General features: G+C 65.4%; 22 protein-coding genes and 1 pseudogene. 13 read left to right on the top strand and 10 right to left on the bottom strand.

Going from position 1 to position 25496, the window contains the following annotated elements:
• Nucleotides 1-109: 109 nt before the first annotated feature.
• The 7 genes from ACVWY5_RS28420 to ACVWY5_RS28390 form a co-directional block, all read right to left on the bottom strand.
• Nucleotides 110-391, bottom strand: coding sequence for a hypothetical protein (locus tag ACVWY5_RS28420; protein ID WP_016846917.1), 282 nt, complete (start codon nt 389-391; stop codon nt 110-112).
• A 94-nt stretch (nt 392-485) separates the two neighbouring features.
• Complete coding sequence (locus tag ACVWY5_RS28415) at nt 486-1079, bottom strand: MarR family transcriptional regulator (RefSeq protein ID WP_028335684.1); 594 nt, start codon at nt 1077-1079, stop codon at nt 486-488.
• Entirely contained in the window at nt 1076-2389 is a 1314-nt protein-coding gene (locus tag ACVWY5_RS28410; RefSeq protein WP_028335683.1) for an MFS transporter, read from the bottom strand. The genes ACVWY5_RS28415 and ACVWY5_RS28410 overlap by 4 nt, the downstream gene beginning before the upstream one ends.
• Nucleotides 2390-2427: 38 nt before the next feature.
• On the bottom strand, nt 2428-2754 hold the full coding sequence (locus tag ACVWY5_RS28405; protein WP_028335682.1) for a non-heme iron oxygenase ferredoxin subunit: 327 nt from the start codon (nt 2752-2754) through the stop codon (nt 2428-2430).
• 8 nt (nt 2755-2762) lie between these two features.
• On the bottom strand, nt 2763-3278 hold the full coding sequence (locus tag ACVWY5_RS28400) for an aromatic-ring-hydroxylating dioxygenase subunit beta (RefSeq protein WP_038377706.1): 516 nt from the start codon (nt 3276-3278) through the stop codon (nt 2763-2765).
• The gene (locus ACVWY5_RS28395) at nt 3278-4651 is read right to left on the bottom strand and encodes an aromatic ring-hydroxylating oxygenase subunit alpha (protein WP_028352242.1); all 1374 of its coding nucleotides are present in this window, start codon (nt 4649-4651) and stop codon (nt 3278-3280) included. The genes ACVWY5_RS28400 and ACVWY5_RS28395 overlap by 1 nt, the downstream gene beginning before the upstream one ends.
• Before the next feature lie 245 nt (nt 4652-4896).
• Nucleotides 4897-5793 carry a LysR family transcriptional regulator gene (locus ACVWY5_RS28390; protein ID WP_028335680.1) on the bottom strand — a complete coding sequence of 299 codons (897 nt, stop codon included), beginning with the start codon at nt 5791-5793 and terminating at the stop codon, nt 4897-4899.
• Between the two features lie 111 nt (nt 5794-5904).
• Here ACVWY5_RS28390 and ACVWY5_RS28385 point away from each other — a divergent pair, with 111 nt between their 5' ends.
• The 5 genes from ACVWY5_RS28385 (at nt 5905) to ilvA (ending at nt 12885) form a co-directional block, all read left to right on the top strand.
• Entirely contained in the window at nt 5905-7524 is a 1620-nt protein-coding gene (locus tag ACVWY5_RS28385; protein WP_051376227.1) for an FAD-dependent monooxygenase, read from the top strand.
• 11 nt (nt 7525-7535) lie between these two features.
• Nucleotides 7536-8327 (top strand): alpha/beta fold hydrolase, encoded by a 792-nt coding sequence (locus tag ACVWY5_RS28380; protein ID WP_051376226.1) that lies wholly within the window; start codon nt 7536-7538, stop codon nt 8325-8327.
• A gap of 18 nt (nt 8328-8345) precedes the next feature.
• On the top strand, nt 8346-9764 hold the full coding sequence (locus tag ACVWY5_RS28375) for an MFS transporter (protein WP_028335678.1): 1419 nt from the start codon (nt 8346-8348) through the stop codon (nt 9762-9764).
• Nucleotides 9765-9781: 17 nt separating this feature from the next.
• A complete protein-coding gene (locus ACVWY5_RS28370) occupies nt 9782-10972 on the top strand; it encodes a M24 family metallopeptidase (protein ID WP_028335677.1) in 1191 nt (396 codons plus the stop codon).
• Nucleotides 10973-11343: 371 nt separating this feature from the next.
• On the top strand, nt 11344-12885 hold the full coding sequence (gene ilvA / locus ACVWY5_RS28365; RefSeq protein ID WP_028335676.1) for a threonine ammonia-lyase, biosynthetic: 1542 nt from the start codon (nt 11344-11346) through the stop codon (nt 12883-12885).
• Nucleotides 12886-12913: 28 nt separating this feature from the next.
• Here the strand turns inward: ilvA and ACVWY5_RS28360 are convergent, their stop codons facing one another.
• From ACVWY5_RS28360 to ACVWY5_RS28350, 3 genes are read right to left on the bottom strand one after another with little or no spacing between them, the layout of a single operon-like run.
• Complete coding sequence (locus ACVWY5_RS28360; protein ID WP_028335675.1) at nt 12914-13942, bottom strand: class II aldolase/adducin family protein; 1029 nt, start codon at nt 13940-13942, stop codon at nt 12914-12916.
• Nucleotides 13943-13953: 11 nt separating this feature from the next.
• The gene (locus tag ACVWY5_RS28355; RefSeq protein ID WP_028335674.1) at nt 13954-14823 is read right to left on the bottom strand and encodes a TIGR01459 family HAD-type hydrolase; all 870 of its coding nucleotides are present in this window, start codon (nt 14821-14823) and stop codon (nt 13954-13956) included.
• Nucleotides 14820-16100, bottom strand: a complete 1281-nt coding sequence (locus tag ACVWY5_RS28350) for a xylulokinase (protein ID WP_028335673.1) — start codon at nt 16098-16100, stop codon at nt 14820-14822. Before ACVWY5_RS28350 ends, ACVWY5_RS28355 begins: the two co-directional genes overlap by 4 nt.
• A gap of 133 nt (nt 16101-16233) precedes the next feature.
• On the opposite strand from ACVWY5_RS28350, the gene ACVWY5_RS28345 reads away from it, so the two are divergent.
• The 8 genes and pseudogenes from ACVWY5_RS28345 (at nt 16234) to ACVWY5_RS28310 (ending at nt 25491) form a co-directional block, all read left to right on the top strand.
• Entirely contained in the window at nt 16234-17250 is a 1017-nt protein-coding gene (locus ACVWY5_RS28345; protein WP_050383702.1) for a sugar-binding transcriptional regulator, read from the top strand.
• A 28-nt stretch (nt 17251-17278) separates the two neighbouring features.
• A complete protein-coding gene (locus ACVWY5_RS28340; RefSeq protein ID WP_028335671.1) occupies nt 17279-18718 on the top strand; it encodes an extracellular solute-binding protein in 1440 nt (479 codons plus the stop codon).
• Nucleotides 18719-18835: 117 nt separating this feature from the next.
• Nucleotides 18836-19765, top strand: a complete 930-nt coding sequence (locus ACVWY5_RS28335; protein WP_321176940.1) for a carbohydrate ABC transporter permease — start codon at nt 18836-18838, stop codon at nt 19763-19765.
• A 14-nt stretch (nt 19766-19779) separates the two neighbouring features.
• Nucleotides 19780-20639 (top strand): annotated as a pseudogene (locus tag ACVWY5_RS28330) (carbohydrate ABC transporter permease).
• A 4-nt stretch (nt 20640-20643) separates the two neighbouring features.
• The gene (locus tag ACVWY5_RS28325) at nt 20644-21747 is read left to right on the top strand and encodes an ABC transporter ATP-binding protein (RefSeq protein ID WP_028335669.1); all 1104 of its coding nucleotides are present in this window, start codon (nt 20644-20646) and stop codon (nt 21745-21747) included.
• Between the two features lie 12 nt (nt 21748-21759).
• Nucleotides 21760-22875, top strand: a complete 1116-nt coding sequence (locus ACVWY5_RS28320) for an ABC transporter ATP-binding protein (RefSeq protein WP_431015034.1) — start codon at nt 21760-21762, stop codon at nt 22873-22875.
• 2 nt (nt 22876-22877) lie between these two features.
• Complete coding sequence (locus ACVWY5_RS28315; RefSeq protein WP_028335667.1) at nt 22878-24458, top strand: FGGY-family carbohydrate kinase; 1581 nt, start codon at nt 22878-22880, stop codon at nt 24456-24458.
• Nucleotides 24451-25491, top strand: coding sequence for a 2-hydroxyacid dehydrogenase (locus ACVWY5_RS28310; protein WP_028335666.1), 1041 nt, complete (start codon nt 24451-24453; stop codon nt 25489-25491). Before ACVWY5_RS28315 ends, ACVWY5_RS28310 begins: the two co-directional genes overlap by 8 nt.
• The last annotated feature ends 5 nt before the right edge of the window (nt 25492-25496 follow it).

The raw sequence follows: 25496 nt of genomic DNA, 5'->3' as shown, positions 1-25496 counted from the left end.
TTGATCCGACCCTCGATCTTCCAGGACCGCTTCGGTCATCGATCGGGTCGCGCGATCGCCGATGCGATCGCTTCGGCCGCCCCGCAACGCGGGCGCGCAACGCCGGTGGCTAGGCCGCCATCAGTTGCTGAAGCGCAACAGCCTGCTCACGGGTCTGGAATGCGATGGCGGTGTGGGTAAAGCCCGACGAGGCCTGGGTTTGCGCGATGTGGTTGAGGACCTCGGTGCCCTTGACCACGTGAAGATCCATTCCCTGGCCGGCCGGGAAAATCCCGAGAACGACGTCGTAGGCCTCGATGATGGCCTTCAAGGCGCCACCCTTGTCTTCCGACGCGTCGATAAAGATACGAACATCCGCGGCGATACTACGAAGTTCGTCAAAGTCGATCACTGGAAGTCTCCCATACGCAACTCACTGGTCGATCCTAGCTACAACTTGCTTACTGAAACATAAATTACGCGGGTTCCTCACCGGACAAGTGTCGCTAGGCGCCGGTCGGCGGCCTCCGCTTCGCAATGCGTTTGACCGGCGCGTGGGCCGGCACGGCATTCGAGGTCTGGTCGGCCATGTGGGGAATGCGGTGCTCGATATGCGCCACGACCCGGAAGAAGCTCTCCAGTGCCTTGGCGTCGAGACCGGCCGTGAGGTTGCTGTGCCGGCGCAGGATTTCATCCAGACTGCGGTCGAGCAGCGCCACGCCCTGCGATGTCAGCCGGATCTCGGTCCGGTTCCGGGCGCTGCCTCGCACCGGCGTCAGCTCGATCAGGCCCTTTTTCTTCAGCGAGGTCGTCTCGCGGCTGACGACGGCCTTGTCCAGCTGCGCATTGGTCCAGATGTCGTAGGCGCTTGCCGGTTCATGCTCCCTGAGAAAGGACAGCACCCGCCATTCCGCGAGCGATACGCCGTAGGCCTGCGGGAAGAAGGCGTTGGCATTGGCGCGCAACTTCGCGACCAGGCTGGACAGCACCGTGGGCACATAGCGCTCGAAATCGATCACCAGTTCCGAGCGCGCATCCTCTTGCGCGGCGCGGCGCGGGGCAGGGGCCTTGGTACGGTTTGTGGCGGTCCGACTGCTCATTCTTTCACGAGTTGGGTGCGTGCGATCAAGACCAACGTCGCCGCGACCAGGAGAACGCCTGTTACCACGAGGAATCCGATGGTGAAACTGCCCGAGGCGTCCTTGGCGCGTCCGATCACGATCGGGATGGTGGCGCCTCCGATGCTGCCGATGGTGCTGACCAGGCCGATCGCGCCCGGCGCGCTCTGCCGCGACATGTAGGACTGCGGAATGGTCCAGAACACCGCCTGCGTACCATAGACACCGACATTGGCAACCATGAATCCGATGATGATCCAAACCGGCGATGTTGAAAAGGCCGCTATCGCGAATCCGGCCGCCGCGATCACGAAGGTCATGGCAGCATAATAGAAGCGCTCACCGATATGGTCGGAGTGCCGCGACAACGCGATCATGCCGATCAGGCCGGCGACGGGCGGGATCGCGGTCACGAAACCGACCTGGGAATTCGGCAGCCCGAACGACTTGATGATTTGCGGCAGCCAGGGAAACAGCGAAGCCAGGCCACAGAACAGGCCGAAATTGCACAGGCCGAACAGCAGCACCATCGGCTTGGTGATGGTCCGGAGCACGCCTTCGGCATGCACCACCCCGGTCGCCTTGGCGTCGCGCTCCAGCGCGCTGGTCAGCCAGTTGCGCTGCGCCGTCGACAGCCAGCTCGCCTGCTGCGGGCGGTCGGTCAGATAGAAGATGCCGACGATCCCGAGAACGACGGGCGGCAAGCCCTCGAGGATGAACAGCCATTTCCAGCCCGAGATGCCGAACGTTCCGTTCAGCTCGAGGATCGCGCCGGAGATCAGCGAGGCGAAGATATAGGAGATCGGCACCGCATAGTTGAACATCGCGTTGTAGCGGGCGCGGTACTTGAACGGAAACCAGAGGCTCAGCAGCAGCATCACGCCGGGAAACAGGCCGGACTCGGCAAATCCGAGGAAGCCGCGGAATGCATAGAGGCTGAACGGGCCTTGCGTGAATGCCATCAGCATCGTGGCGATGCCCCACAGGATCGCGATCCGCGTCAGCGTGACGCGCGCGCCGTATTTGCTGAGGATGAGATTGCTCGGAATCTCGAAGATGGAATAGGTGAAGTACATGATGCCGACCGCGATGCCGAACATCTCGGCATTGAGCCCGAGCTCCTTGTTCATCTGCAGTGCGGCAAAGGAGATGTTTCCGCGGTCGAGAATGGCGAGGAAATACATCGCCATGACGAACCACATCAGGCGCAGCGCGACCTTGCGGATTGTGGTGCGTTCGATCTGCGGATCGGCGGTCGTTATCGCCGCCTTGTCCATCACGACTTCGGTCATCCCTGTTTCCCCCGAATTATTGATTTTTGATGGTTCTCTTATGCGGGCAGGCAGACTTCGAGCCTGTCACCCACCACGCGCACCGGATAGGTCCGGATATCGATCTCGACCGGACTGGTCAGCGCCTCGCCGGTCCGGATATCGAAGCGGCCCATGTGCAGCGGGCATTCGATCTCGCAGCCCTCCAGAATGCCGTCGGACAGCAGTGCCTCCGCATGCGTGCAGATGTTGCTCGTGGCGTAGTATTCATTGCCGATGCGATAGAGCGCGACATGGTGACGGCCGATTTCGATGCCGTACGGCTCGCCTTCGTTCAGCGCGCTGAGTGCGGCCGCTTCGTGCCAGGTTCCCTGATCGTCCGTCATGTGCCCTCTCAAATGCTGTAGAAGTCGAGCACGGTCGGGACGCGGTCGTTGACCAGCGTGATGACCTTGCGTGCGATCTTCCAGGTCTCGCCGTCACGCCGCAGCGTATGCTCATAGCGCCCGTGCCGCAGATGCTCCTTGGCCACGCGCGGGTCGTAGACGTGGACCGAGAACACCGAATGGCAGGTGATCTGATCAGCGCCGGTTTCCGACGCTTCCAGGTTCGAGATCTGGTGCACGGTGCGCGGCAGCGGCAGCGCGGTGATCGATTTGCGCGACTCGATGCGTGCGATCCGCTCTTCCAGCCCGCGCCGCGCATCGTGGTAGAGCAACGAGACCTGCGTGTCGGGATCATTGGTGGTAGTGTACTCGTCGAGCCATGCCGGCACCCAATAGACGGCATCCTCGCTGTACATCGCGACCCAATCGGCCCATTCGCCGGCGTCGAGCAGGCGCGCCTCGCGAAAGATGACCGCGGCTGCGATCGCGCGCGCATCGGCTTCCCTGATTGCGTCGGCCGCCATCACGCCGTCTCCCCGGCGGCGTGCTGCAACAGCCTGCGCCACTCGCGATACCCGGGATGGAAATTCGTCTCGCCGCCGAAGCTGGCGGGGCCGAACGACCATTCGGTTGGGGTGATGCCGAGCTCGCGCGTGTGCGCGCTCTCGCCATGGCCGACTTCCGCGACGCCGCGCAAATAGCCTTGCGTGGGCGCGGCGGTTGTCGCGTCGTAGCCGGTCTGGCAGAACTCATACATGACGTTGTCGTCCGAGCTTGCCAGCCCGGAGGCGTTGAAGAAGTCTTCGTAGTTGCGAATACGAAGAGTGCGCGCCGCGGCGCTTTCGCCGACCGGAGCAAGGCAATGCGACACCATCTCGGTCTTGTCGGGTGCCAGCGGCCGCCAGGTCCGCACCTGCGCCGACAGGATGTCGATGACCTGCAGGTTCGGAAAAATCGTGAGGTTGCGCTGGCGCAGCATCCATTTGGCACGGGTGCTGCCGACGCGCTGCCGCACGGCATCGAGACGCGCCGGATCCATGCCTAGCGGCCGGCCATAGAGCTGCGTGCGCTTGATCGACCAGTTGACGGCGTGGCCGTAATCGAAGCTGAAGCTGCCTTGCCCTTCCTGCTCGCCTTCCGGCTCCGCAGTGAATCCGGCATCCGGTCCGGCGCTTGCATTGCGCTTCTTCAGGATATCGACGTAGGAGCTGTGCGTGGTCGCGAAGTGATAGTAGTCGAGACCGTTCTCGAACTGCAGCTTCCAGTTTCCATCGAACGTGTAGGTGCTGGCGCCCGGCACGAATTCGACCTCACCGCTGTCGCTCTGATCGATGATAAGGTCGAGGAACGCGCGGGTGTCGCCGAGAAATTCTTCCAGCGGTGGAACGTCGGCCGAGAGGCTCGCGAACAGGAATCCGCGATACGAACCCAGCCGCGCGACCGGAAGAAGGTCGTGATTGCTGTTCGAGAAGGACGGCGGATACTGTCCGCTCGCTTCCTCCGTCACGGAGATGTTGCGCCCGCCCGAATCGTAGGCCCAGCCGTGATAGCGGCAGACATGGAATTTCTGCCGGCCCTGCTTGAACGGACAGACGATCGTTCCGCGATGCCGGCAGGTGTTGAGGAAGGCGCCGACTTTTCCCTCAGCGCTCCGCATCACCAGGATGGGATGCCGGCCGATATGGGTGGTGACGAAGTCGTTGGGCCGGGCGACCTGGGATTCCAGGCCGATGAAATTCCACGTGGCCTCGAAGATATATCGCAGCTCGGCGTCGAACACGGCCGGATCGGTGAAGATCCGGCGATCGACTTCAAAGATGCGTTCGCCGGGGCGGTCATCGATGAGCCGGGAAATCTCGCTCAGCCTTGCCGCATGGATCTGCGAAGCAGCGTTCATAACGTTCTCCCTTCGACTAACTGCCGGCCGTGAAAAGTCGCCCGCAGAGCCGCGTCACGGCTCGCGTCTTTTCACGGCGGGAACAGCCGGCTTGATCGCCAATCTTGGAATGACTCTATAGTTGTCATGACAACTATGGTCAAGACGGATTGGTCGATCGGAAGCTAGAGCCGGACGCAACGGATACGGCCCGTGCGTCGGGCTACAGCGAGGAATGAGCAGACCGCTTGCGTGGAGCGGCGGGTTCAGCTCTTGCGCGCCGGCGAGGTCAGGATGATTCCCTCGTCGATCAGGGCGCGGCAGATTTTCTTCAGCGCGGCAATCGCTTCACGCGTGGCCCGGCTCACGGGCCGTCCACGCGGCAGCGCCAGGACGCGGTCGGCGCGCATCCACGGCAAAAGCGCCGCCGACAGCACGCCGGCAGCCACCTCCTGGTGAATGCCGGAGAATGGTAGCAGCGCGTAGCCGAGGCCAGATGCCACCATGCGCTTCATCGGTGTGCTGTTGTCGACCCGCACCGCGCAGAGCATCGTCGACGGGAACGGGTTGCGGCTGAGCGGGGCCACCGCGGATGGCAGGGCGTCGAACTCCTTGCGGGTCAGTCTGCCGCGCTTCAGCAGCGGATCGCGCGCCGGTCCGATCAGGAACACCTGCTCGATGACCAGCAGTTCGTAGTCGAGGTGATCGTTGGGGGATGGCGTCGTCACGATCGCCAGATCGAGTTCACCGCGTAGTAGGCGTTCGGATGCGCTTTCCGTCAGGCCCTCGCTCAGTTCGAGTCGCACGCGTGGAAATTGCTTCACGAAGGCCTGGGCCAGCGGCGGGTAGAGGATATCGCCGAGGCTCGGTGGCGCGCCGATCCGCACCGTACCGCTTGGCTCCCGATTTTCCGTGCGTACTTCGGCCTTGATGTCGTCGATGGTACCAAGCAGCCATCGCCCGCGCGCGAGCAGTACTTTGCCGGATTCCGTAACCGAGACCCCGCGCGCGCCGCGTTCGAGCAAGGCACCGCCCAATTCGTCTTCGAGTTCCTTGACGTGGCGGCTGAGTGCCGACTGGGCGACGTTCAGCGTGCTCGCTGCAGCGGCAAAGCCGCCACGCTCGGCGACGGCGACGAAATAGCGGATCTGCCGCAGGTCCATGGCGGGCACACTCCATCTCAAATCGAGATGCATACCATATCAAACATATTCTTGTGAGATACCAAAAAAGGAGCAGTCTCCTCGCAACGATCAAACGGAGGAGAGACGAGGATGGGCATCGCCACCGATGAGGCACGCCAGACGTCCGTATTCATCGCCGGCGGCGGGCCGGTCGGTCTTGCGATGTCGCTGCTGCTCGATCGCTTCGGCATCGACTGCGTGGTGGTCGAGAAGAGCCCGACGACGACGGATCATCCGAAGTCGCGCGGCTGCTGGGTCCGCACCATGGAGATCTTCCGGCAGTGGGGGATCGAGCAGGCGATCCGCGACCGCGGCCTGCAGGACAATTCCGACATGTTCGTGTTCCTCGACAGCATCGCCGGCCACGAGTTCGGCCGCACCCGCCCCGAGCCGAATGTCGGTCATACCCCCGCCTGGAAGAGCCTGGTCGCCCAGGACGCCGTCGAGGAGGAAATCCTGCGGGTGGTCGAAAAGTCCAGGCACGCCACGGTCCTGTTCAACACGGCCTGTGAATCGTTCGAGGAGACCAACAGCGGCGTCAACGTCACGACACGTTGCGAAAAGACCGGCGAAGTGACGCAGTGGACGACGACATATTTGATCGCGGCCGATGGCGCGGGCAGCCAGACGCGGCGCAGCGCCGGGATCGAGATGGTCGGGCCCTCGACGCTGGCGGTGATGTCGAACGAGTATTGGCGTGCCGATCTGTCGCGGCTGCCGATCGCGCGCGAGGCCGCCGGTTTCATCATCGTCCCGGACAGACCCGATCTGCCGCGCGCCGGCATCCTGAACACCAATGGCCGCGATCGCTGGCTGACGGTGACGCAAATCGGCCTGACCAAGGACGATCGCGAGCGGCCTTGGACCGACCAGGAGTTCATCGAGATCGCGCGCGGCCATGTCGGCATTCCTGATCTCGATGTCACGCTTTTGAACCGCTCGATCTGGCGCGTCAGCATGCAGGTGGCCGAGACCTTTCGAAGGGGCCGGGTGTTTCTGGTCGGCGACTGCGCGCATCGCTTTCCGCCGACCGGCGGCTTCGGCCTGAACTCCGGTGTTCAGGACGCGCATAACCTCGCGTGGAAGCTGGCCTTCGTGCTGAAGGGCCTTGCAGACGAAAAGCTGCTCGACAGCTATTCCAGCGAGCGACGTCCGATCGCGCAATCCAATGCCAATTTCAGCTACGGCAATCGGCTGAGATTCGGGCTGACCGACGACGCCGTGCGATCGCGCAATCCGGACCGGATCAGGTTCTGGATCAACGACATGGACAATCACCTGCACAGCATCGGGCAGAACCTCGGCCACAATTACGAGGAGGGCGCGGTGATCCCCGATGGCACCGTCGCGAAGGCCTTGAACTCCCGCTACTACACGCCGACGGATCGTCCCGGCGCGCGATTTCCGCACATGTGGCTGGAGCCTTCGCGCAAGAAATCGACGCTCGACTGGTTCGACAAGGAGTTCACCGTCGTCGCGGGCCCACTCGGCAGCGAGTGGCTGGAAGCGGGAAAACAGGTATCCGAGAAGACCGCCTTGCCGTTGTCGCTGAAGCAGTTGCCCTCAGCCGATCCGGCGGACGGATTCCAGCTCGGCATGCGCGGCGCCGTGCTGGTGCGCCCCGATGGGCATGTGGCGTGGCGGATGCCGTGGCTGCCATCGGATCCCGCGAAGGAATTGGCCGGCGCGCTTTCAACGCTGCTGCATTAGCGGGGACCCCGATGCAATCGTTCGAATCCAACGGCGTCGTCACGGCGTTCGAGAAAACCGGGCGCGGCGATCCGATCGTGCTGCTGCATGGCGGCGAGGCTGATCATGCGATGTTTGACGGCCTTGCGCCTGTCCTTGCGGCGAACTTCACGGTGATCGCCTATGACCAGCGCGACTCCGGCGCCAGCCGAAACTCTCCGTCGTCCTATTCGCTGGCCGATTTGGCCGACGACGCCGCGGCCTTGATCGGAGGGCTCGGTTACGATCGTGCCCATGTCTTCGGAACCTCGCTGGGTGGGCAGATCGCGCAGGTGCTGGCGGCCCGTCATCCCGACCGCATCGACCGCCTGATCCTGAGCAGCACCTGGAAGGTCAACAGAAGCCCGCTCGACGTCAATGCGGATGCCTTCCGGAAGCTCGCTTCCTGGCGCGCGGATACAATCGCCAATGCGTCGAAGATTGCCGAGTTCTTCTTCCCGCCAGCATATCTGCGCACGCGGCCTGAGCTGATCGAGATCTTCCGCGGCTCCAGCCGCGACGAGGGTCAGAAGGCGCGCCGTGGCGCCTTGCTTGCGCAGCCCGTCGCCACCGATCTGACCGGCTTTGATCGCCCGACGCTCTTGCTGGCGGGCGGTGATGACCGGCTGATCCCGAATGCGGAAACATTTGCGCTCGCCCGCGATCTTGCGCGCGTCGAGACGAGGACCATCGCAGGCGTCGGCCATGTCGCGTCGATCCAGGCCCCCGAGCGGGTGGCGGAGGCGGTGACGGCATTTCTAAATTCAAACAAGAAGGCGGCTTGACAACAACAGGGGGAGACCATGACGGAGCAAACGAGCGCAGTGCCGTTCGACGAAGCGCCGGTAACGACGCGCTATTGGCTATCGATCATCATCTTCGCCGTCACCGGCGTGGTCGATTTCTTAGATTTCTTTGTGGTCGGATTCCTGGTCTCGGTGCTGGCGCCGAAATGGCACCTGACGTTTGGGCAGACCTCGATCATGCTGATGAGCGCCGGCATCGGAGCGATGCTGGGGGCTTTCGTCGCGGGCGTCCTCGCGGATCGTTTCGGGCGCAAGCCGCTGGCGATATCAGGCGTTCTGCTCTGCGGCCTGACCTCGGGCGCGATCGCGTTCATTCCGGAAGACGGCTGGGTTGCGTTTGCGATCCTGCGCTTCTTCGTCGGCTTCGGCCTTGCCGCCGGCGCGGCGGCGGCGGTTCCTGCTATCGTCGAATTCGCACCGACCCGCCATCGCACGCTGGTCACGAGTCTCGTGGTCGTCCCGGTCGCCTTTGGCGTGCTGTCGGCGTCGGTTACGGCGAGCTTCCTGCTGCCGCTGGTTGGCTGGCGCGGATTGGCGGCAGTCGGCTTCCTGCCGATCCTCCTCGGAATTCTGACCATGATCGTCATGCCGGAATCGCCGCGCTGGCTCATCAGCAAGGGCCGCGTGCGCGAGGCGCAGGCGAGCATCCGGAAACTCTACCGGGTCGGTGGCGAGTCCTTCGTGCTGCCTGCGCTGCCGCCGGCGAGCCCGGCGACATTTGCCGATCTCTTTGCCGAGCAGCGGCGCTTCTGGCTGACAGTCCTGATCTGGTTCGGCGCCAGCACGGCGAATTACGGTGTGTTCTTGTGGGGACCGACGATCGTGGCGCTACTGCTTGGCGTCGCGCCCCAGGATGCGGCCAGGATGTTCATCTATGTCAGCCTCGCCGGCGTGTTCGGCCGGACCGGCTTCGCCTTCCTCGCCCATCGGATCGGCCGCAAGCCCTGTGGCCAGTTGATGGGATATGGCACCGCGGTGTCGCTGGCGCTCGCCGCCTATTTTCACAACGACTTTGCCGGCTTGGTACCGCTGTTCCTGGTCTTCCTGATCGTCGGCGCCGTGTTCTTCGATGGCGGATTTTCGAACATCGGACCCTATCCGGCGGAAATCTTCCCGGTTCAGCTGTCGGGACGCGCGGTCGGCCTTGCCCAGCTCTCGAACGGGATCGGCAAGATCGTAGGTCCCCTGTGTCTCGCATTGATCGCCGGTGCGGATAATCTCGTGCATCCAAGTGCGACCGCCGCGGCGGTGATGCCGGCGTTCTGCTTTCTTGCCGGCGCGGGCCTCCTGATCGGCCTTGCCTTCACGTTCCTCGGCGTTGAGCCGCACGGGCGCCCGGTGGTTCTGTTTGGCGAAAACGCGGGCGCGAGCGCCGCACCGAAATCGCTGGCCGCAAAGCCGGCCGCGGGACAGTGAAAGACGAAAGGTCATACATGGACAACGCTTTCGACACGATCGCAACGGCGGCGCCGTTCGATACTGCAAAGCTCGATCGGCTGATGGATGAAGCGGGGCTCGACGTCCTGATCGTCACCTCGCGTCACAATGTGCAGTATCTGCTCGGTGGATATCGCTTCTTCTTCTTCGACGTCATGGAGGCAATCGGCACCGGCCGCTATCTGCCGGTGTTCGTCTATCAGAAAGGACACCTGGAAAATTCCGCCTACATCGGCAACCGCATGGAGAAGTTCGAGCACGCGCTCGGACGGATATGGACGCCGGTTGTCAAGGCGGAGGCGTGGGGAACGATCGATGCGATCGGCCTTGCGATCGATCATGCGAGGAAGCTCGCGGGCTCCACCAAGCGCATCGGCATCGAGGCAGCCTTCCTGCCGGCCGATGCCAGGGATCATCTGCGCACCGGCCTTGGCGACGTCGAGTTCCGCGAGGCCCATTTCACGCTGGAACGGCTTCGTGCCGTAAAATCTCCCGCCGAACTGGACCTGATCAGGGAGGCTTCCGAACGGGTCGTCGATGCGATGATGGCCACGTTCAAGGGCTGCGCACCGGGCATGACCAAGAGCGACGTCGTCGCCCGTCTGCGCCGCGAGGAGCAGGAGCGCGATCTGGTTTTCGAATACTGCCTGATTGCCGCGGGCAAGAGCCATAACCGCGCGCCTTCCAGCCAGCGTCTCGAGCAAGGCGACGTGATCTCGATCGATTCCGGCGGAAACTACCGGGGCTACATCGGTGACCTCAGCCGCATGGGCATCCTGGGTGAGCCCGACAGCGAGCTGCGCGAGTTGCTGCAACAGGTCGAGGACATCCAGCAGGTGGTCCGGCGCGCGATCCGGCCGGGCGCCATGGGTGGCGACATCATCGCGGCGGGCGAGGCGGCCGTCAAAGCCTCGCCGCATCGCGCCGTGCTCGACTTCACCGCACACGGCATTGGGCTCGTCAGCCACGAAGCGCCGCGCCTGACTGCAACGGGTCCGGTACCTTATTCGCCGTATGACGCTGATCGGCCGCTGGAACACGGGATGGTGATCTCGATCGAGACCGCGCTGCTGCATCCAACGCGCGGCTACATCAAGCTCGAGGACACCCTGATCGTCTCCGAATCGGGCTGGGAAGCGCCCGGTGACCATGGCAGGGAATGGAATTCATCGCGTCTCATGGCGTGAAGCGGTCAACGCCAGGGCGGCATTTTGGGCTGGGACACCGATTCAGCTGCGGGGTCAAGTTCGGAATATTAGAAATATATCCCTGAATTGCCCGACGTGTCAAGTTGCCCGGTCGACGCCGGCCGCCGCCGGCTACTTTGCATGGGGTTGTTTTCGATATTTTGGCGGCGCCCATGCGACGGCCCAGATGACTTCATATGCGCTCGGCCAGGCGATTGATCCGGCGGTCTTGGCTTCACTCGAGCCTTCGGCCATGCGATGCTTCGAGCTGGATGTAGCGGCGGCTCCGTGCCGTCTGCTCGCCAGGTCGGCGCCGACGATGGGCAGGTGCAACCGATAAGGATTGCCCCCCCATCGGCAGAAGCGACCCGATGACCTCTAATGCGCTCCGCGACTACGCCCAAAGCATCCTGACCGCACGGGTCTACGACGTGGCGGTCGAGACGCCGCTCGATCCCATGCCGCGGCTCTCCGAACGATTGTCGCGCACGGTGTTGCTGAAGCGGGAAGACTTCCAGCCGATCTTCTCGTTCAAGCTTCGCGGCGCCTACAACAAGATCGTCAGGCTGCCGGACGCGCAGCGCAGGCTGGGCGTCATTTGCGCTTCGGCGGGCAATCATGCGCAGGGCGTGGCGCTGTCGGCGCGCAAGCTTGGGATTCCGGCGACGATCGTCATGCCGAGGACGACGCCCGCCATCAAGGTCGAGGCCGTCCGGCGCTTGGGCGGTGACGTTGTCCTGCATGGCGATACGTTCGACGACGCACAGACCAAGGCCAGGGAGATCGAGGCCGCGCGTGGTTTGACCTTTGTGCATCCGTTCGACGATCCCGATGTGATCGCCGGCCAGGGAACGGTCGGGATGGAGATCCTGCGCCAGCATCCCGATACGATCGAGGCGATCTTCGTGCCGATCGGCGGAGGCGGACTGGCGGCCGGCGTGGCTGCCTTCGTGAAGTTCCTCAACCCGTCGATCAAGGTCGTCGGCGTCGAGCCGGCGGACGCCGCGTCGATGGCGGCCGCGCTCGCCAAGGGGAGCGTTGTCGCGCTGGATCAGGTCGGACTGTTCGCCGACGGCGTCGCCGTCCGCAAGGTGGGAACCGAGACCTTCCGGCTCTGCCGCGACCTGCTCGACGAGGTTGTCACGGTGGACACCGATGCGATGTGCGCCGCCATCAAGGACATCTTCGACGACGTGCGATCGGTCGCCGAACCCTCCGGGGCATTGGCGCTCGCTGGCCTCAAGGCCTACGCCGAGCGTGGCGCGCTGAGCGACGGAAGCCTGATTGCCGTCAACAGCGGCGCCAATCTGAATTTCGACCGGCTGCGCACCATTGCCGACCGCGCCGAGGTCGGCGAACATCGCGAGGCGCTGCTTGCCGTGACCGTGCCGGAGAAGCCGGGCAGCTATCGGCACTTCATCCGCATCCTCGGCTCGCGCGCGATCACGGAATTCAACTACCGCTTTGCCGAGACCACCGCGCCGGCGCAACTGTTCGTCGGCATCGCGCTGAGCCGCGGCGAGGTCGAGAAGCGGGAAGTCATGGAGCTGCTTCGGCGCGAAGGCTATCCGATCCTCGATCTGAGCGAGAACGAGATGGCCAAGGACCATGTGCGCTACATGGTGGGCGGTCGCGCTCCGCTGCTCAAGGACGAGGTCATCTACCGCTTCGAGTTTCCGGAGCGTCCCGGCGCGTTGTTGAAATTCCTCGAGAGCCTGGCGCCGGACTGGAATATTTCGCTGTTCCACTATCGCAATCACGGCGCCGACTACGGACGCATTCTGGCAGGGATCGAGGTCAAGCCTCACGAGCGCGCCCGGTTCGTTCAGGCGCTGGATGCGCTCGGCTATCCCTACTGGAACGAGAGCGAAAATCCGGCCTATCGCCCGTTTCTTTCCGCCGAGAAGGGATGAAGCACCGAGCGTCTCTGTTGGCCAGCGGTCAGCGATCGGCCGTCAGTTGCTGGCGATAGCGCTCGGCGTCCCAATTCAGCAGCGCATGCTCGTTCTCTGCCGTCAGATAGTTGACCCGTGCGGTCAGGGGCAGGCGGCAGGTGACCAATGCGAGACAGCTCAGCATGGCTTCCGCGCCGTCACTCGCATCGTCGCGGATGAGGCTGCCGAGGTCAGGGACAAGAAGCGCAACCGGCGGCGGCAGTCCGTTCGTGGTGGTCTGCGCGATCATGACGCTCAGCTTCTCGCGATGCTCCAGGACCGGCAGGCCGGGGCCAAGGAAGACGACGTGATCGGGATACAGCGAGCCGCTGGTCGCGATCGCGCGGCTGTAACGGTCGGTGGCGATGTCGTGGCCGCGAGGATCCCGGGGCAGGCGATAATTGGTGCCTGCGCAGATCGTGCGGAGCGCGTCGTGATCTGCCGCCGGCGCGCTGCGCTGCTCGAGGGCCAGACGTTGCTCGACCTCGGCGACCAAAGCCTCGGCGGCGTCGCCGCTGGCCGCACCGACCACCAGGCCGTGATTGCCGAGGATCAGGACATCGACCGCATCATCGGCGATCGCGTCGCTGACGGCGCGCGCGAGCGGCAGCCCCGGGTGATGATAGTCGAGGTAACGCCACGCCAGTCCGTCCAGGCGCCGGGCAAATTCGTCGCGGGCGTCGATGCGCACCGCCCATGCGATGGTGTTGACGGAATGGACGTGCAGCACGATCCGCTGCGGCATCAACGCATGCAGCGAGGTCTCGATCGAGGCGCGCAGCGTCGTCCCGGCGTTGGGCGCCAGCGGCACGCGTTCGTCGCCATGCATCAGCGCCGCGCGCGCGGCCGATAAGGCGACCGGCACGAAAATCTCCTTGTCCTCGGCATCGGCGAGCCAGGTACCTGACGCCTTCACCCACAGCACGTCGCCATCCTTGACCGACGAATTGCCGCCGGCGCCTTGCACCAGCAGGATATTCCTGCCGACGCGTGCCGACATGCGGCGCAGTTCATCCAGCATTTGAGGCGGTCGCATCGGGGCTGTTCTCACCAGGTCAGATGGTCCATCGTCCAGTGCGGCATCCGCGCCGCTGTGCCGGCCACGGTCTTGATCGCCCGCGGCAGATCGCTCGCCTGCGCAAGCGTCGCGCGGTGGGCGCCGGAGCCGATCAGCAGGGTCAGCATGCCGGCGGTGCGTCCACCGGCGATATCGTGATCGAGGGAGTCGCCGATGACGAGGATCCGTTCCGGCGGCGGATGCCCCAATTGATCGAGCGCGGCGGCAAACATCGGCGGATGCGGCTTGCCGACGAACAGCACGGTGCCGCCGAGCGAATGATAGAATGCGGCGAGCGCGCCCGGCGCGGGGATCAGGCCCGCGACGCCGAACATCACGAGATCAGGATTGGCGCACAGCATCGGCAACTGGCGTGCGGCAGCGGTTGCCACCAGCTCACGCCATCGCTCGGGCTCGGCCGCGTCATCGTCGAGACCGCCGAGCAGGATGAAATCGGCCTCGCGCATGTTCGAGACCACCACAAGGTCGGTGCCGTCGACGATCGAGCGGTCACCGTCGCGCGAGATCAGGAAGCAGGCGCGTCCGAGCTCGGCAAAGGGCGCTTGCTCGCGCGCATGCAGGCCGCGCCAGGTGACCTCGCCCGAGGACAGCACGCCGTCATAGGCGTCGGACGGCAAGCCGAGCGTCGCGAGCCGCCGCTGGTTGCTGCCGGCGCGCTTGCCGGAATTGGACAGGATCAGGATCCGCTTGCCGGCTTCGCGCAGCCGCGCCACGCACTCCAGCGCCGCGGGGAACACCGCCAGTCCCTCATGCAGCGTGCCCCACTGGTCGAGCAGCACATGATCGAAGCGGTCGGCGATGGCGTGAAGGCCGGCGATCGCGGTCGCGTCGGCCTTCATGGCGGGCCTCCGTTCAGCGCGAGCAGCGCGGCGCCGTAGCTTGCTTCGGTCTGCTCGGCGACCGAAACGGGAACGCCGAGAACGCGATGCCGGATTCTGGTCCATGCGTCGTTCTTCGCGCCGCCGCCGATGCCGATGACGCGGCGCAGGCGCGGCGCACCGAGCTGCGCCAGCTGGCGGTAGGCGAGGGCTTCCACCGAGGCGATGCCCTCGAGCAGGCCCTGGAAGAAGCGGCAATCTTCCGCCGGGCGCGGCGTGACCCGCGCGGCCAGCGCCGGATCGGCGATCGGGAAGCGTTCGCCGGGTTTTGGCAGCGGATAATAGTCGAGCCCCGTCGGCTGGTCCGGCGTCAGCTGAGGTGTCAGCCGCTCCATCTCGGCGGCGGTGAAATGCATCAGCAGCGCCGCGCCGCCCGAGTTCGAGGCGCCGCCGGCGAGCCAGCGTTCGCCGAGCCGGTGCGAATAGACGCCCTGATCGGCCGCGAAGATCGGCTGGGTCGCAAGCTGCTTCACCACCAGCGTGGTGCCGAGCGAGGTGACGGCATCGCCAGGCTGGTCGGCGCGCGTTGCGATGAAGGCCGCAACGCCATCGGTGGTGCCGGCGGCGACCTGCGCTGTCGGGGGCAGTCCCAGCGACCGCGCGATCTGCGGATCCATCTCGGAAAATGGCGTGCCCGGCACCAGCACTTCGGGGAGCAGATCGTCGCGCACGCCGAGCTGTTCGAGCCAGGATGGCCAGGTGCGCGCGACCGGGTCGTAACCGAGCTTCAGCGCGTTGTTCTCGTCGCTGATGCCGTGATGGTTCGCGAGCCGGCCGGCGATCCAGTCCGCCTGGTGAACGGCGTGGCGGGCATCGCCGACATAGCCGTCATTCTGCAGATAGAGCAGCTTGGCGAGCGCGCTGCTCGCGCCATGCGCGCCGCTCTCGCGCGGGGCGACCGCCGCGACGCGCGTCGCCTCACGCGTGGCGCGGGCATCATTGTACATCAGCCCCGGCGAGCAGGGGCGGCCGGCGGCGTCGACCAGCAGCAGCGTGCCCGACGTGCCGTCGACGACGATGCGTGTGACGTCGCCGAGAGCGACGGTCTCGCCGAGCTCGCGGATGGCCGCCGTCGCGGCTTGCCACCACAGCTCCGGTGTCTGGTCGATGGCGTTGCCGTCGACGCGCGGTGCAGGCAGCGCGACGGACGCGACGCCGCGGATGCCGCCGTGCGGATCGATTGCGCAGGCGCGCACGCCTCCGGTTCCGACATCGATGCCGAGATACAGACCTCCCATGCGACCTCATCGCTCTCTGGTGCGTGCGCGACGACATTGGTTGCGCTGCAGCACGTTTGGGGGATTGACGCCCCGTTCGGCCTCTGCAATTTTTGGAGGACGTGAAGAAATTTGCAAGCGGACTTTTCCTGATATGGCACCCCCGCCCGACAGGTTGCCGGTGATCGACGGCGAGGCGTCGCTCGCGACGCGCGCGGCGTGGCTGTATTTCGCGGCGGGGCTCACCCAGTCGGAGGTCGCCGATCGCCTCAACATCCAGAGCACCAAGGCGCATCGCCTGATCGCGCGCGCCAGCCGTGAGGGCATGATCCGCGTGTTCGTCGAGGGACCGGTCGCCGAATGCGTCGCGCTCGAGAACGATATCGCGCAGCGCTTCGGCCTTTCGTTCTGCCGCGTCGCGCCTGATCTCGGCGAGGGCGATCTGCCGCTGAAGGCGCTGGCGCTGGAAGGCGCGAGCTTCCTGCGCCAGATCCTGGAGCGCGGCCAGGACAAGGTGATCGGCGTCGGTCATGGCCGCACGCTTGCAGCCGTCGTCGAGCAGATGCCGCAGACGCCTGCGCGTGACGCGCAGTTCGTGTCGCTGCTCGGCGGACTGACGCGGAAATTTGCCGCCAATCCGTTCGACGTGATTCACAAGCTCGCCGAGCGCACCGGCGCGGAAGCCTATCTGCTGCCGGTGCCGGTGTTCGCCAATTCGGTCGCCGACCGCGCCGTTCTGATGCAGCAATTCGGCATCGCCGACGTGTTCGCTCTGGCGCGCAAGGCCTCGCTGCTGTTCGTCGGCATCGGCCAGGTCAGCCGCGACGGCTTCCTGGTGTCGAGCGGCATGATCAAGCCCGACGAGGTCGTCGAGCTGAAGCGCGTCGGCGCCTGCGCCGACCTGCTCGGGCATTTCTTCAGCGCCGACGGAACGGTGCTGGACACCGACCTGTCGGCCCGCGCCACCTCAATGAGCATGCCCGATCTCAGGAAGCACCGGATCGTCGCCATCGCCGGCGGGCCGGCCAAGGTGACCGCGCTGCGCGGCGTGCTGCGCAGCGGCGTTCTGCACGGCCTCATCATCGACGAAGCGACCGCAAAGGCGCTCGCCACCGACAAGCCGGAGACCACATCCGGCAAGACAAGAAGCAAGACCCGGAAGGACACATAAAACAAGCGTCAACAAGGAGAGGAAATACATGTTCGATCGCGAGAAGAATCTGTTCGACTCCTACGCTGCCAAACGCATCAGCCGCCGCGATCTCCTGGACGGCGCCGCCAAGCTCGGCATCGCGGGCATCGCCGCCAACGCCGCCTTCGCCTCCTCGATGTCGAAGGCGATGGCCGCCGACTTCAACTGGAAGGCCCAGAGCGGCAAGAGCGTCAAGCTGCTGCTCAACAAGCATCCCTATGTCGATGCGATGATCGGCGACATCGAGGCGTTCAAGACGCTCACCGGCATGAACGTCACCTACGACATCTTCCCGGAGGACGTCTATTTCGACAAGGTGACGGCGGCGCTGTCGTCGAAGTCGGACCAGTACGATGCCTTCATGACCGGCGCCTACATGACCTGGACCTATGGTCCGGCGGGCTGGATCGAAGACCTCAACACCTACATCAAGGATCCGGCCAAGACCAACCCGGCCTTCGCCTGGGACGACGTGCTGCCGGGCCTGCGCGCCTCGACCGCGTGGGACGGCGTCGCCGGCTCCGAGCTCGGCTCGGGCAAGGCCAAGCAGTGGTGCATCCCCTGGGGCTATGAGCTCAACAACATCACTTACAACCGCAACGTCTTCGACAAGGTGGGCGTCAAGCCGCCCAAGAACCTCGACGAGATGCTGGAGGTCGCGGCCAAGATCACCAAGGACGCCGGCGGTCCCTACGGCGTCGGCGTGCGCGGCTCGCGCTCCTGGGCGACCATCCATCCCGGCTTCCTGTCGGCCTATTCGAACTTCGGCCAGAAGGATTTCGTGATGGAGGGCGGCAAGCTGAAGGCCGCGATGAACACCAAGGCCTCGAAGGATTTCCACGACAAATGGGTCAAGATGATCCAGACCTCGGGCCCGAAGAACTGGTCGACTTACACCTGGTACCAGGTCGGCACCGATCTCGGCGCCGGCGCCTCGGGCATGATCTTCGACGCCGACATCCTCGGCTATTTCATGAACGGCGGCGACAACAAGGAGAAGGGGCATCTCGGCTACGCGCCGTTCGCGGCCAATCCGGCCGCCAAGGCGCCGACTCCGAATGTCTGGATCTGGTCGCTCGCGATGTCGAGCTTCTCCAAGCAGAAGGAGGCGGCCTGGCTGTTCATGCAGTGGGCGGCATCCGTCGAGCACGACCTGTTCGGCGCGCGCAAGATGGACTTCGTCAACCCGGTTCGCGCATCGGTGTGGAAGGACAGCGAATTCCGCGACCGCATCGCGAAATCCTATCCCGGCTATCTCGAGCAGCACGACATGTCGTCGCCCGGCGCCAAGATCTACTTCACGGCGCAGCCGCTGTTCTTCGATCTGACGACGGAATGGGCCGCCTCGCTGCAGAAGATGGTGGCCAAGGAGGTCAGCGTCGACGAGGGGCTCGACAAGCTCGCCGACAGCATCAACCGCCAGCTCAAGCAGGCCGGTCTCGGCTGACGGATCAACTGTGCGGTGCCTGATCCCCCGCACCGCACCCATCCGCCGGCTCGGACCCTTGTCCCATCCGAGCCGGCGGCGTTTGCCAGCCCAACGCGATCTCTTATCATCATGAGCATGGTCCAACTTCTCCAGACGAACGCGCAGGCAACGCCGGCCAAACCAAGGCCGCGCGTGCGCCTCTTGCCTTATCTGCTCAGCCTGCCGGCGCTGCTCGTCTGCGTGGCGATCCTGGTTCCGTTCGTGACCGCGGCGGTCTACTCGCTGCAGCGCTACCGGCTGAACCTGCCTCATCTGCGCGGCTTTATCGGCGCCGGAAACTACATCGACTTCCTGTCCGACCCGGCGTTCTGGAATACGTTCCGCGTCTCGATCACCTATACCGTGGTCACGGTCGTGCTCGAGCTGCTGCTCGGTCTTGGCATCGCGCTGCTGCTGCGCCGGCCGACCCGCTTCCACAACGCGGTGTCGATCATGCTGCTGCTGCCGCTGATGACGGCGCCGGCGATCGCCGCGCTGATGTGGAAGCTGATGACCAATCCGAGCTTCGGCATCCTGTCCTATCTGGTCGGCCTGTTCGGCGTCACCGAGTTCAAATGGGCCTCCGATCCATCGAGTGCGCTGTTCACGGTCGTGCTGGTCGACGTCTGGGTCTACACACCCTTCATCATGATCCTGCTGCTGGCGGGGCTGCGCTCGTTGCCGCGGCAGCCGTTCGAGGCCGCGGCGCTCGACGGCGTGCCGGCGAGCTTCGTGTTCTTCCGCATCACCCTGCCGATGCTGGCGCCCTACATCATCACGGCGTCGCTGTTCCGGCTGCTCGATTCGATCCAGCAGTTCGACATCATCTATGCGATGACGCAGGGCGGGCCGGGTGACCGGCTGATGGTGTTCCAGGTGCAGGCCTATCTGGAGTTCTTCCAGTACACCAATGTCGGCAGATCGGCGGCGCTGTTGATGATCCTGTGGCTGATCACCAACATCCTGTCGAACATCTTCATCAAGAACTGGCTGCGGCTGCGCGCGCGTGCGCACGGCCACGCGTGACGGGGAGGGGAGCGATGGAACATTCCAGCCTTGCCGGTCGCGCATCTTCCGCGGCGTGGCGCTCACGCTGATCCTGATCTTCTTCATGTTTCCGATCGTCTGGATCTTCCTGATGTCGTTCCAGACCAACGAGCAGATCCTGCGGATCCCGCCGCGGATCCTGTTCGAGCCGACGCTTGCGAATTACGAGGCGCTGATCTCCGGCCAGCTGCGCACCGCGGCCGGCAATCTGCAGATCTCCTTCATGCGCAATTTGTTTAACAGCGTCGTGTTGTCGAGCGCGGCGGTGCTGCTGGCGCTGCTGCTCGGCGTGCCGGCGGCTTACGCCTTTGCGCGCTTCAAATTCCGTCTCGGCGAGAGCATTGCGTTCACGCTGCTGTCGTTCCGCTTTGCGCCGCCGCTGCTCGTGCTCCTGCCGCTGTCGCTGTACTACCAGGAGCTAGGGTTGAACGACACCTACTTCGGGATCGTCTGGGTCTATCAGTTGATCGCGCTGCCGCTGATCCTGTGGATCGTGCGCGGCTATTTCGAGGATATCAGCCCTGATATCGAGCATGCCTACCGACTGGCCGGGCATTCCTGGCGCGAGGCCTTCACCAGGATCGCGGTGCCGCTGGCGGGGCCGGGGATCGCCGCGGCGGGACTGCTGTCGTTCATCTTCTGCTGGAACAATTTCGTCTTCGCGCTGATCCTGGCCTCCGCCGACAAGCAGCCGGTGACGGTCGGCGCGCTCGCCTTCGTCACCGCGTCCGGTATCCAGTACGGCCAGATCGCGGCGGCGATCGTGCTGTCGGTGACGCCGACCCTGTTGCTTGCGCTCTATGCGCAGCGCTACCTGGTCGAAGGTCTCTCGCTCGGCGCGGTGAAAGGCTGATCCGATGGCGCGTCTCGAGATCAACTCGGTGAGCAAGGCATTCGGTGCGGCACGGCCCGCCGACGGATTGTCGCTGGCCGTCGAGCCCGGCGAGATCGTGGCGGTGTTCGGACCGTCCGGCAGCGGCAAGACGGTGCTGCTGCGCATGATCGCGGGCATGTTCGAGCCCGACGACGGCGATATCCTCGTCGGCGGCCGCTCGGTGGTCGGTGCTCCGCCGGAGCGGCGCGGGATCGGCATGGCATTCCAGAACTTTGCCTTGTTCCCGCACATGACCGCCCGCGACAATATCGCAAGCGGCCTGCGCGCCAAGGCCGGCGGCGGCGATGTCGCCGGCCGCGTTGCCGCGATCAGCAGGCTGCTCAAGATCGAGCACGTGCTCGGTCACGCGCCGCGCGAATTGTCGAACGGACAGAAGCAGCGCACGGCGCTGGCGCGGGCGCTGATCGGCAATCCGGATGTCCTGCTGCTGGATGATCCCTTGCGCAATGTCGACGCCAAGCTGCGCTACGAGATGCGGCTCGAGCTGCCGAACCTGCTGCGGCGCGGTACCGCCGCCGTGCTCTATGTGACCCAGGACTATCGCGAGGCGATGGCGATCGCCGACCGCATCGCAGTCTTGATCGACGGCCGGCTCGCGCAGGTCGCGACGCCCGCCGATATCTATGCCCAGCCCGCGTCGGTCGCCGTCGCGCGCCTGTTCGGCGATCCGACCATCAACCTCGCCGAGGTATCGCCGGTGGCGGAGCACGGCATGTTGTTGGCCACGGTCGCCGGCGCCAGGATGCGGCTCGGGGCGGCCGATGGCGCAGCGCCTGCCGGTGCATGTTGGCTGGGCGTCCGGCCGGAGGATCTCGCGGTTTCGTCCGCGTCCACCGACGACGCCATCCCGGCGCGCATTCTCGCGATCACGCCGATGCACGAGAAGGCGGTGCTGCTGCTCCGTCTTGCCGACGGAACGGAATGGCTGGCGGCGCTGCCGCCGGATGCACCGCAAGGCGCGGCTGACGATGCCGTTTTCGTTCGCTTCGCGCCCGACGCCGCGATGCTGTTCGATCGCGCGACGGGGCTGCGGATCGGGGCGTCGCACCGGCTCAAGGCGGCATAGGAGCGGATGGTCATGGACATGCTCGAGCTTCGAGGCATCGACAAGGTCTATCGCACCCGCGGCAAAGAGCCGGTGCATGCGGTGCGCGCACTCGACATGGCGGTCGAGAAGGGCGAGATCGTCGCACTGCTGGGATCATCGGGCTGCGGCAAGACATCGACGTTGCGCATGATCGCAGGCTTCGAGGACGTCTCCGCCGGATCGATCGCGCTCGGCGGGCGGCGGATCCACGAGCTGCCGCCGGCGCGGCGCAAGGTCGCGATGGCGTTCGAGGGCTACTCGCTCTATCCGCCGCTCACGGTCCGCGAGAACATCGCGTTCGCGCTGAAATCCGCCCAGCTGCCACGCGCGGAGGTAACGCGCCGCGTCGACGAGATCGCCTGCCTGGTCGAGATCGAGGACATCCTCGACAGCTATCCGCGCGCGATCTCCGGCGGCCAGCAGCAGCGCGTGTCGCTGGCACGGGCGCTGGTGCGCGACGCCGATCTTTATCTGCTCGATGAGCCGATGGGGCAGCTCGAACCGCAGCTGCGCGCGGTGCTGCGCGGCCGGATCAAGAGCCTGCTCGCGGAGCGCGGCATGACTGCGATCTTCGTCACCCACGACCAGACCGAAGCGAGTGCGCTGGCTGACCGCATCGCGGTCATGGAAGGCGGCGTGCTGCAGCAGTTTGCCAGCGAGAAGGAGCTGAAGGGCCGACCCGCCAATCTGTTCGTTGCAAGCTTCATCGGCGAGCCGCCGATGAACCTGCTCGACGCCGAGGTGACGCGGTCGGATGGCGGCTTCCGCCTGTCGGTCGGAACCGACATGCGTTTCGATATCGCCGGCGCCGGGCTCGACGTTGAGGCGGCGAAGACGCTCGCGGCCACGCCGCAGGTGCGGATCGGCATTCGTCCGCAGAAGATCGTGGTCGGGACCGGTGACGTCAGGGTCAAGGTCGTCTCCAACCAGTGGCTCGGCGATCAATCGCATGTCGCCGGCGATTGCGGCGGCCGCATGCTGATCGCGGTCACGCCGGGCCGCGTCGCCGCGCGGCCGGGAGAGATCATCTCGTTCGCGCTGGAGCCGCGTCACCTGCACATCTTCGGCGGCGACGGGACCTGCATTCGCCATGCGGAGGGAGCGTGACGATGACTGGTTCGGCCAGCCGCGACGTCATCATCGGCATTGACGCCGGCACCTCCCTGATCAAGGCCGTGGCGTTCACGCTGACCGGCGAGCAGCTTGCCGATGTCTCGCGGCCGAACGCGTACGCTAGCCCGGCGAGCGGCCACGTCGAGCAGGACATGGCGCAAACCTGGAGCGATACGGTCGCGGTCATTCGTGCGCTGGCGAAGTCAGTGCCTGACCTGTCGGCGCGGATCGCGGCCGTCGCGGTCACCGGGCAGGGCGACGGCACCTGGCTGATCGATGACGACGGCCGGCCGGTCGCGCCGGCGCTGCTGTGGCTGGATTCGCGCGCCGGCCGGCTGGTCGAGGAGATTCGCGCCGGCGAGCGCAACGCGGCCCTCTACCGCCGCACCGGCTCCGGGCTCAATGCCTGCCAGCAGGGACCGCAACTGGCGTGGCTGCAGGCCCATATGCCCGACACGATCGCCCGCGCAACAACGGCTTTCCATTGCAAGGACTGGCTTTATTTCCTGCTTACCGGTGAACGCGCAACCGATCCGTCGGAAGCCACGTTCTCCTGCGGTGATTTCCGCAAGCGAGCATTCGATGCGGAGACCGCGCGGTTGATCGGTATCGCCGACCTGACGCGCCTGTTCCCGCCGGTCGTTGACGGCGCGATGATGACGCATCCACTGACAGCCGCCGCCGCCATCGAGATCGGCCTGCCGGAAGGTGTGCCGGTGTGCCTCGGCTATGTGGACGTGATCTGCAATGCGCTCGGCGCCGGGCTCTACGATCCGTCACCCGATGTCGGCTGCACCATCATCGGCTCGACCGGCATGCATATGCGGCTGGTTCCGAGCGCCGACGCGGTGACGCTGAACCGGGAGGCCACCGGCTACACCATGCCGTTCCCGGTGCCGGGTCATTATGCCCAGATGCAGTCCAACATGGCGGCGACGCTGAATATCGACTGGATGCTCGATCTCGCCTGCGACATGCTGGCGACGGAAGGCGTGACGCGCACGCGCGCCGAGCTGATCCGCCGGCTCGACGATCAGGTGCTGCGGGCCAGGCCCGGCGAGGTGCTGTTCCATCCGTTCATTTCCGATGCCGGCGAGCGCGGTCCGTTCGTCGCGCATGAGGCCAGCGCGCAATTCTTCGGCCTGCGCTCGCGTCACCGCTATGGCGACTTGATGCGCGGCGTGATGGAGGGTCTGGCCTTCGCCGCACGGGATTGTTACGCGGCGATGGGGTCGTTGCCGCGCGATGTCAGGATCACAGGCGGCGCGGCGAAGAGCCGTGCGCTCGGCGCCATCCTCGGGGCCGCACTGGATTGCGACGTCCGCATCTGCAGCCGCGCCGAGGCCGGCGCCGCAGGCGCTGCGATGATCGCGGCGGTCGCGATCGATGCCTATCCCGACATGCGCGCCTGTGCCGAGCAGTGGGTCGCGCCGCATCTCAGTAGCCCGCAATCGCCGGACGCCGCGCTGGCGAAGCGCTATGCCAGCATCTTCCCGACCTATCTCGAGGCAAGGCTGGCGTCGCGGCCGGTCTGGAAGCAACTCGCCGCGCTGCGCGCCGGAGGCGATCATGTCTAAGTCCATCGCCATCGTCGGCGACCGCTTCATGCTGCCCTCGGTGTTCGCTGAGCACATCCGGTCAGCCTGCGGCGACGGCGTCGATATCCGCACCCTGGAGCAGCCCTGGCCGGACGAGCCGATGGAGCACGGTTACGCCGGCTCGAAGCTCGACGGTCTGAAGGAATTCATGGGGCAGCCCGACGAGATCATCGGTTTCATCGGCGATGCCGAACTGCTCGTCACTCATCTGGCGCCGATCTCGCGGTCGATGCTGGAGCGGCTGCCGAAGCTGAAGTTCATCGCGGTGTCGCGCGGCGGCCCGGTCAACATCGACATGCAGGCGGCGCGCGACCACAACGTGCTGGTGGTCAATACGCCCGGCCGCAATGCGGGTGCGGTCGCGGAGTTCACCATCGGCGCCATTCTGGCCGAGACACGCCTGATCCGCAGCGGTCACGAGGCGCTGCGAGGCGGGGAATGGCGCGGCGATCTCTATCGCGCCGACCGTACCGGGCGCGAGCTCGGCGAGATGACGGTCGGCATTGTCGGCTACGGCGCGATCGGCAGCCGCGTGGTCAAGCTGCTGAAGGCCTTCGGCTGCAAGATCCTGGTCGCCGACCCCTATGTCCAGCTCAGCGCCCAGGACCGCAATGACGGCGTCGAGCATGTCGCGCTCGGCGAATTGCTCGGCCGCGCCGACGTCGTCACGCTGCACGCCCGGGTGACGCCGGAGACCACCCGCTTCATCGGGCGCGAGGCGCTGGCGCGGATCAAGCCGGGCGCGTTCCTGATCAACACGGCGCGCGGTCCGCTGGTCGACTACGAAGCGCTGCATGATGCGCTGGTGTCGGGGCATCTCGGCGGCGCCATGCTCGACACCTTCGCGGTCGAGCCGGTTCCGGCGGACTGGCCGCTCTTGCAACTCCTCAACGTCACGCTGACGCCGCACATCGCCGGCGCCTCCGTGCGTACCGTCACCGTGGCCGCCGGACAGGCGGCCGAAGAGGTTCGTCGCTTCCTGGCCGGCGAGCCGCCACGCAATCCGTGCTGAAGAGA

Source organism: Bradyrhizobium sp. USDA 3256 (assembly GCF_054058275.1).
Note: the sequence above shows the minus strand (reverse complement) of the source record. Positions and strands in the feature narration are given on the sequence as shown.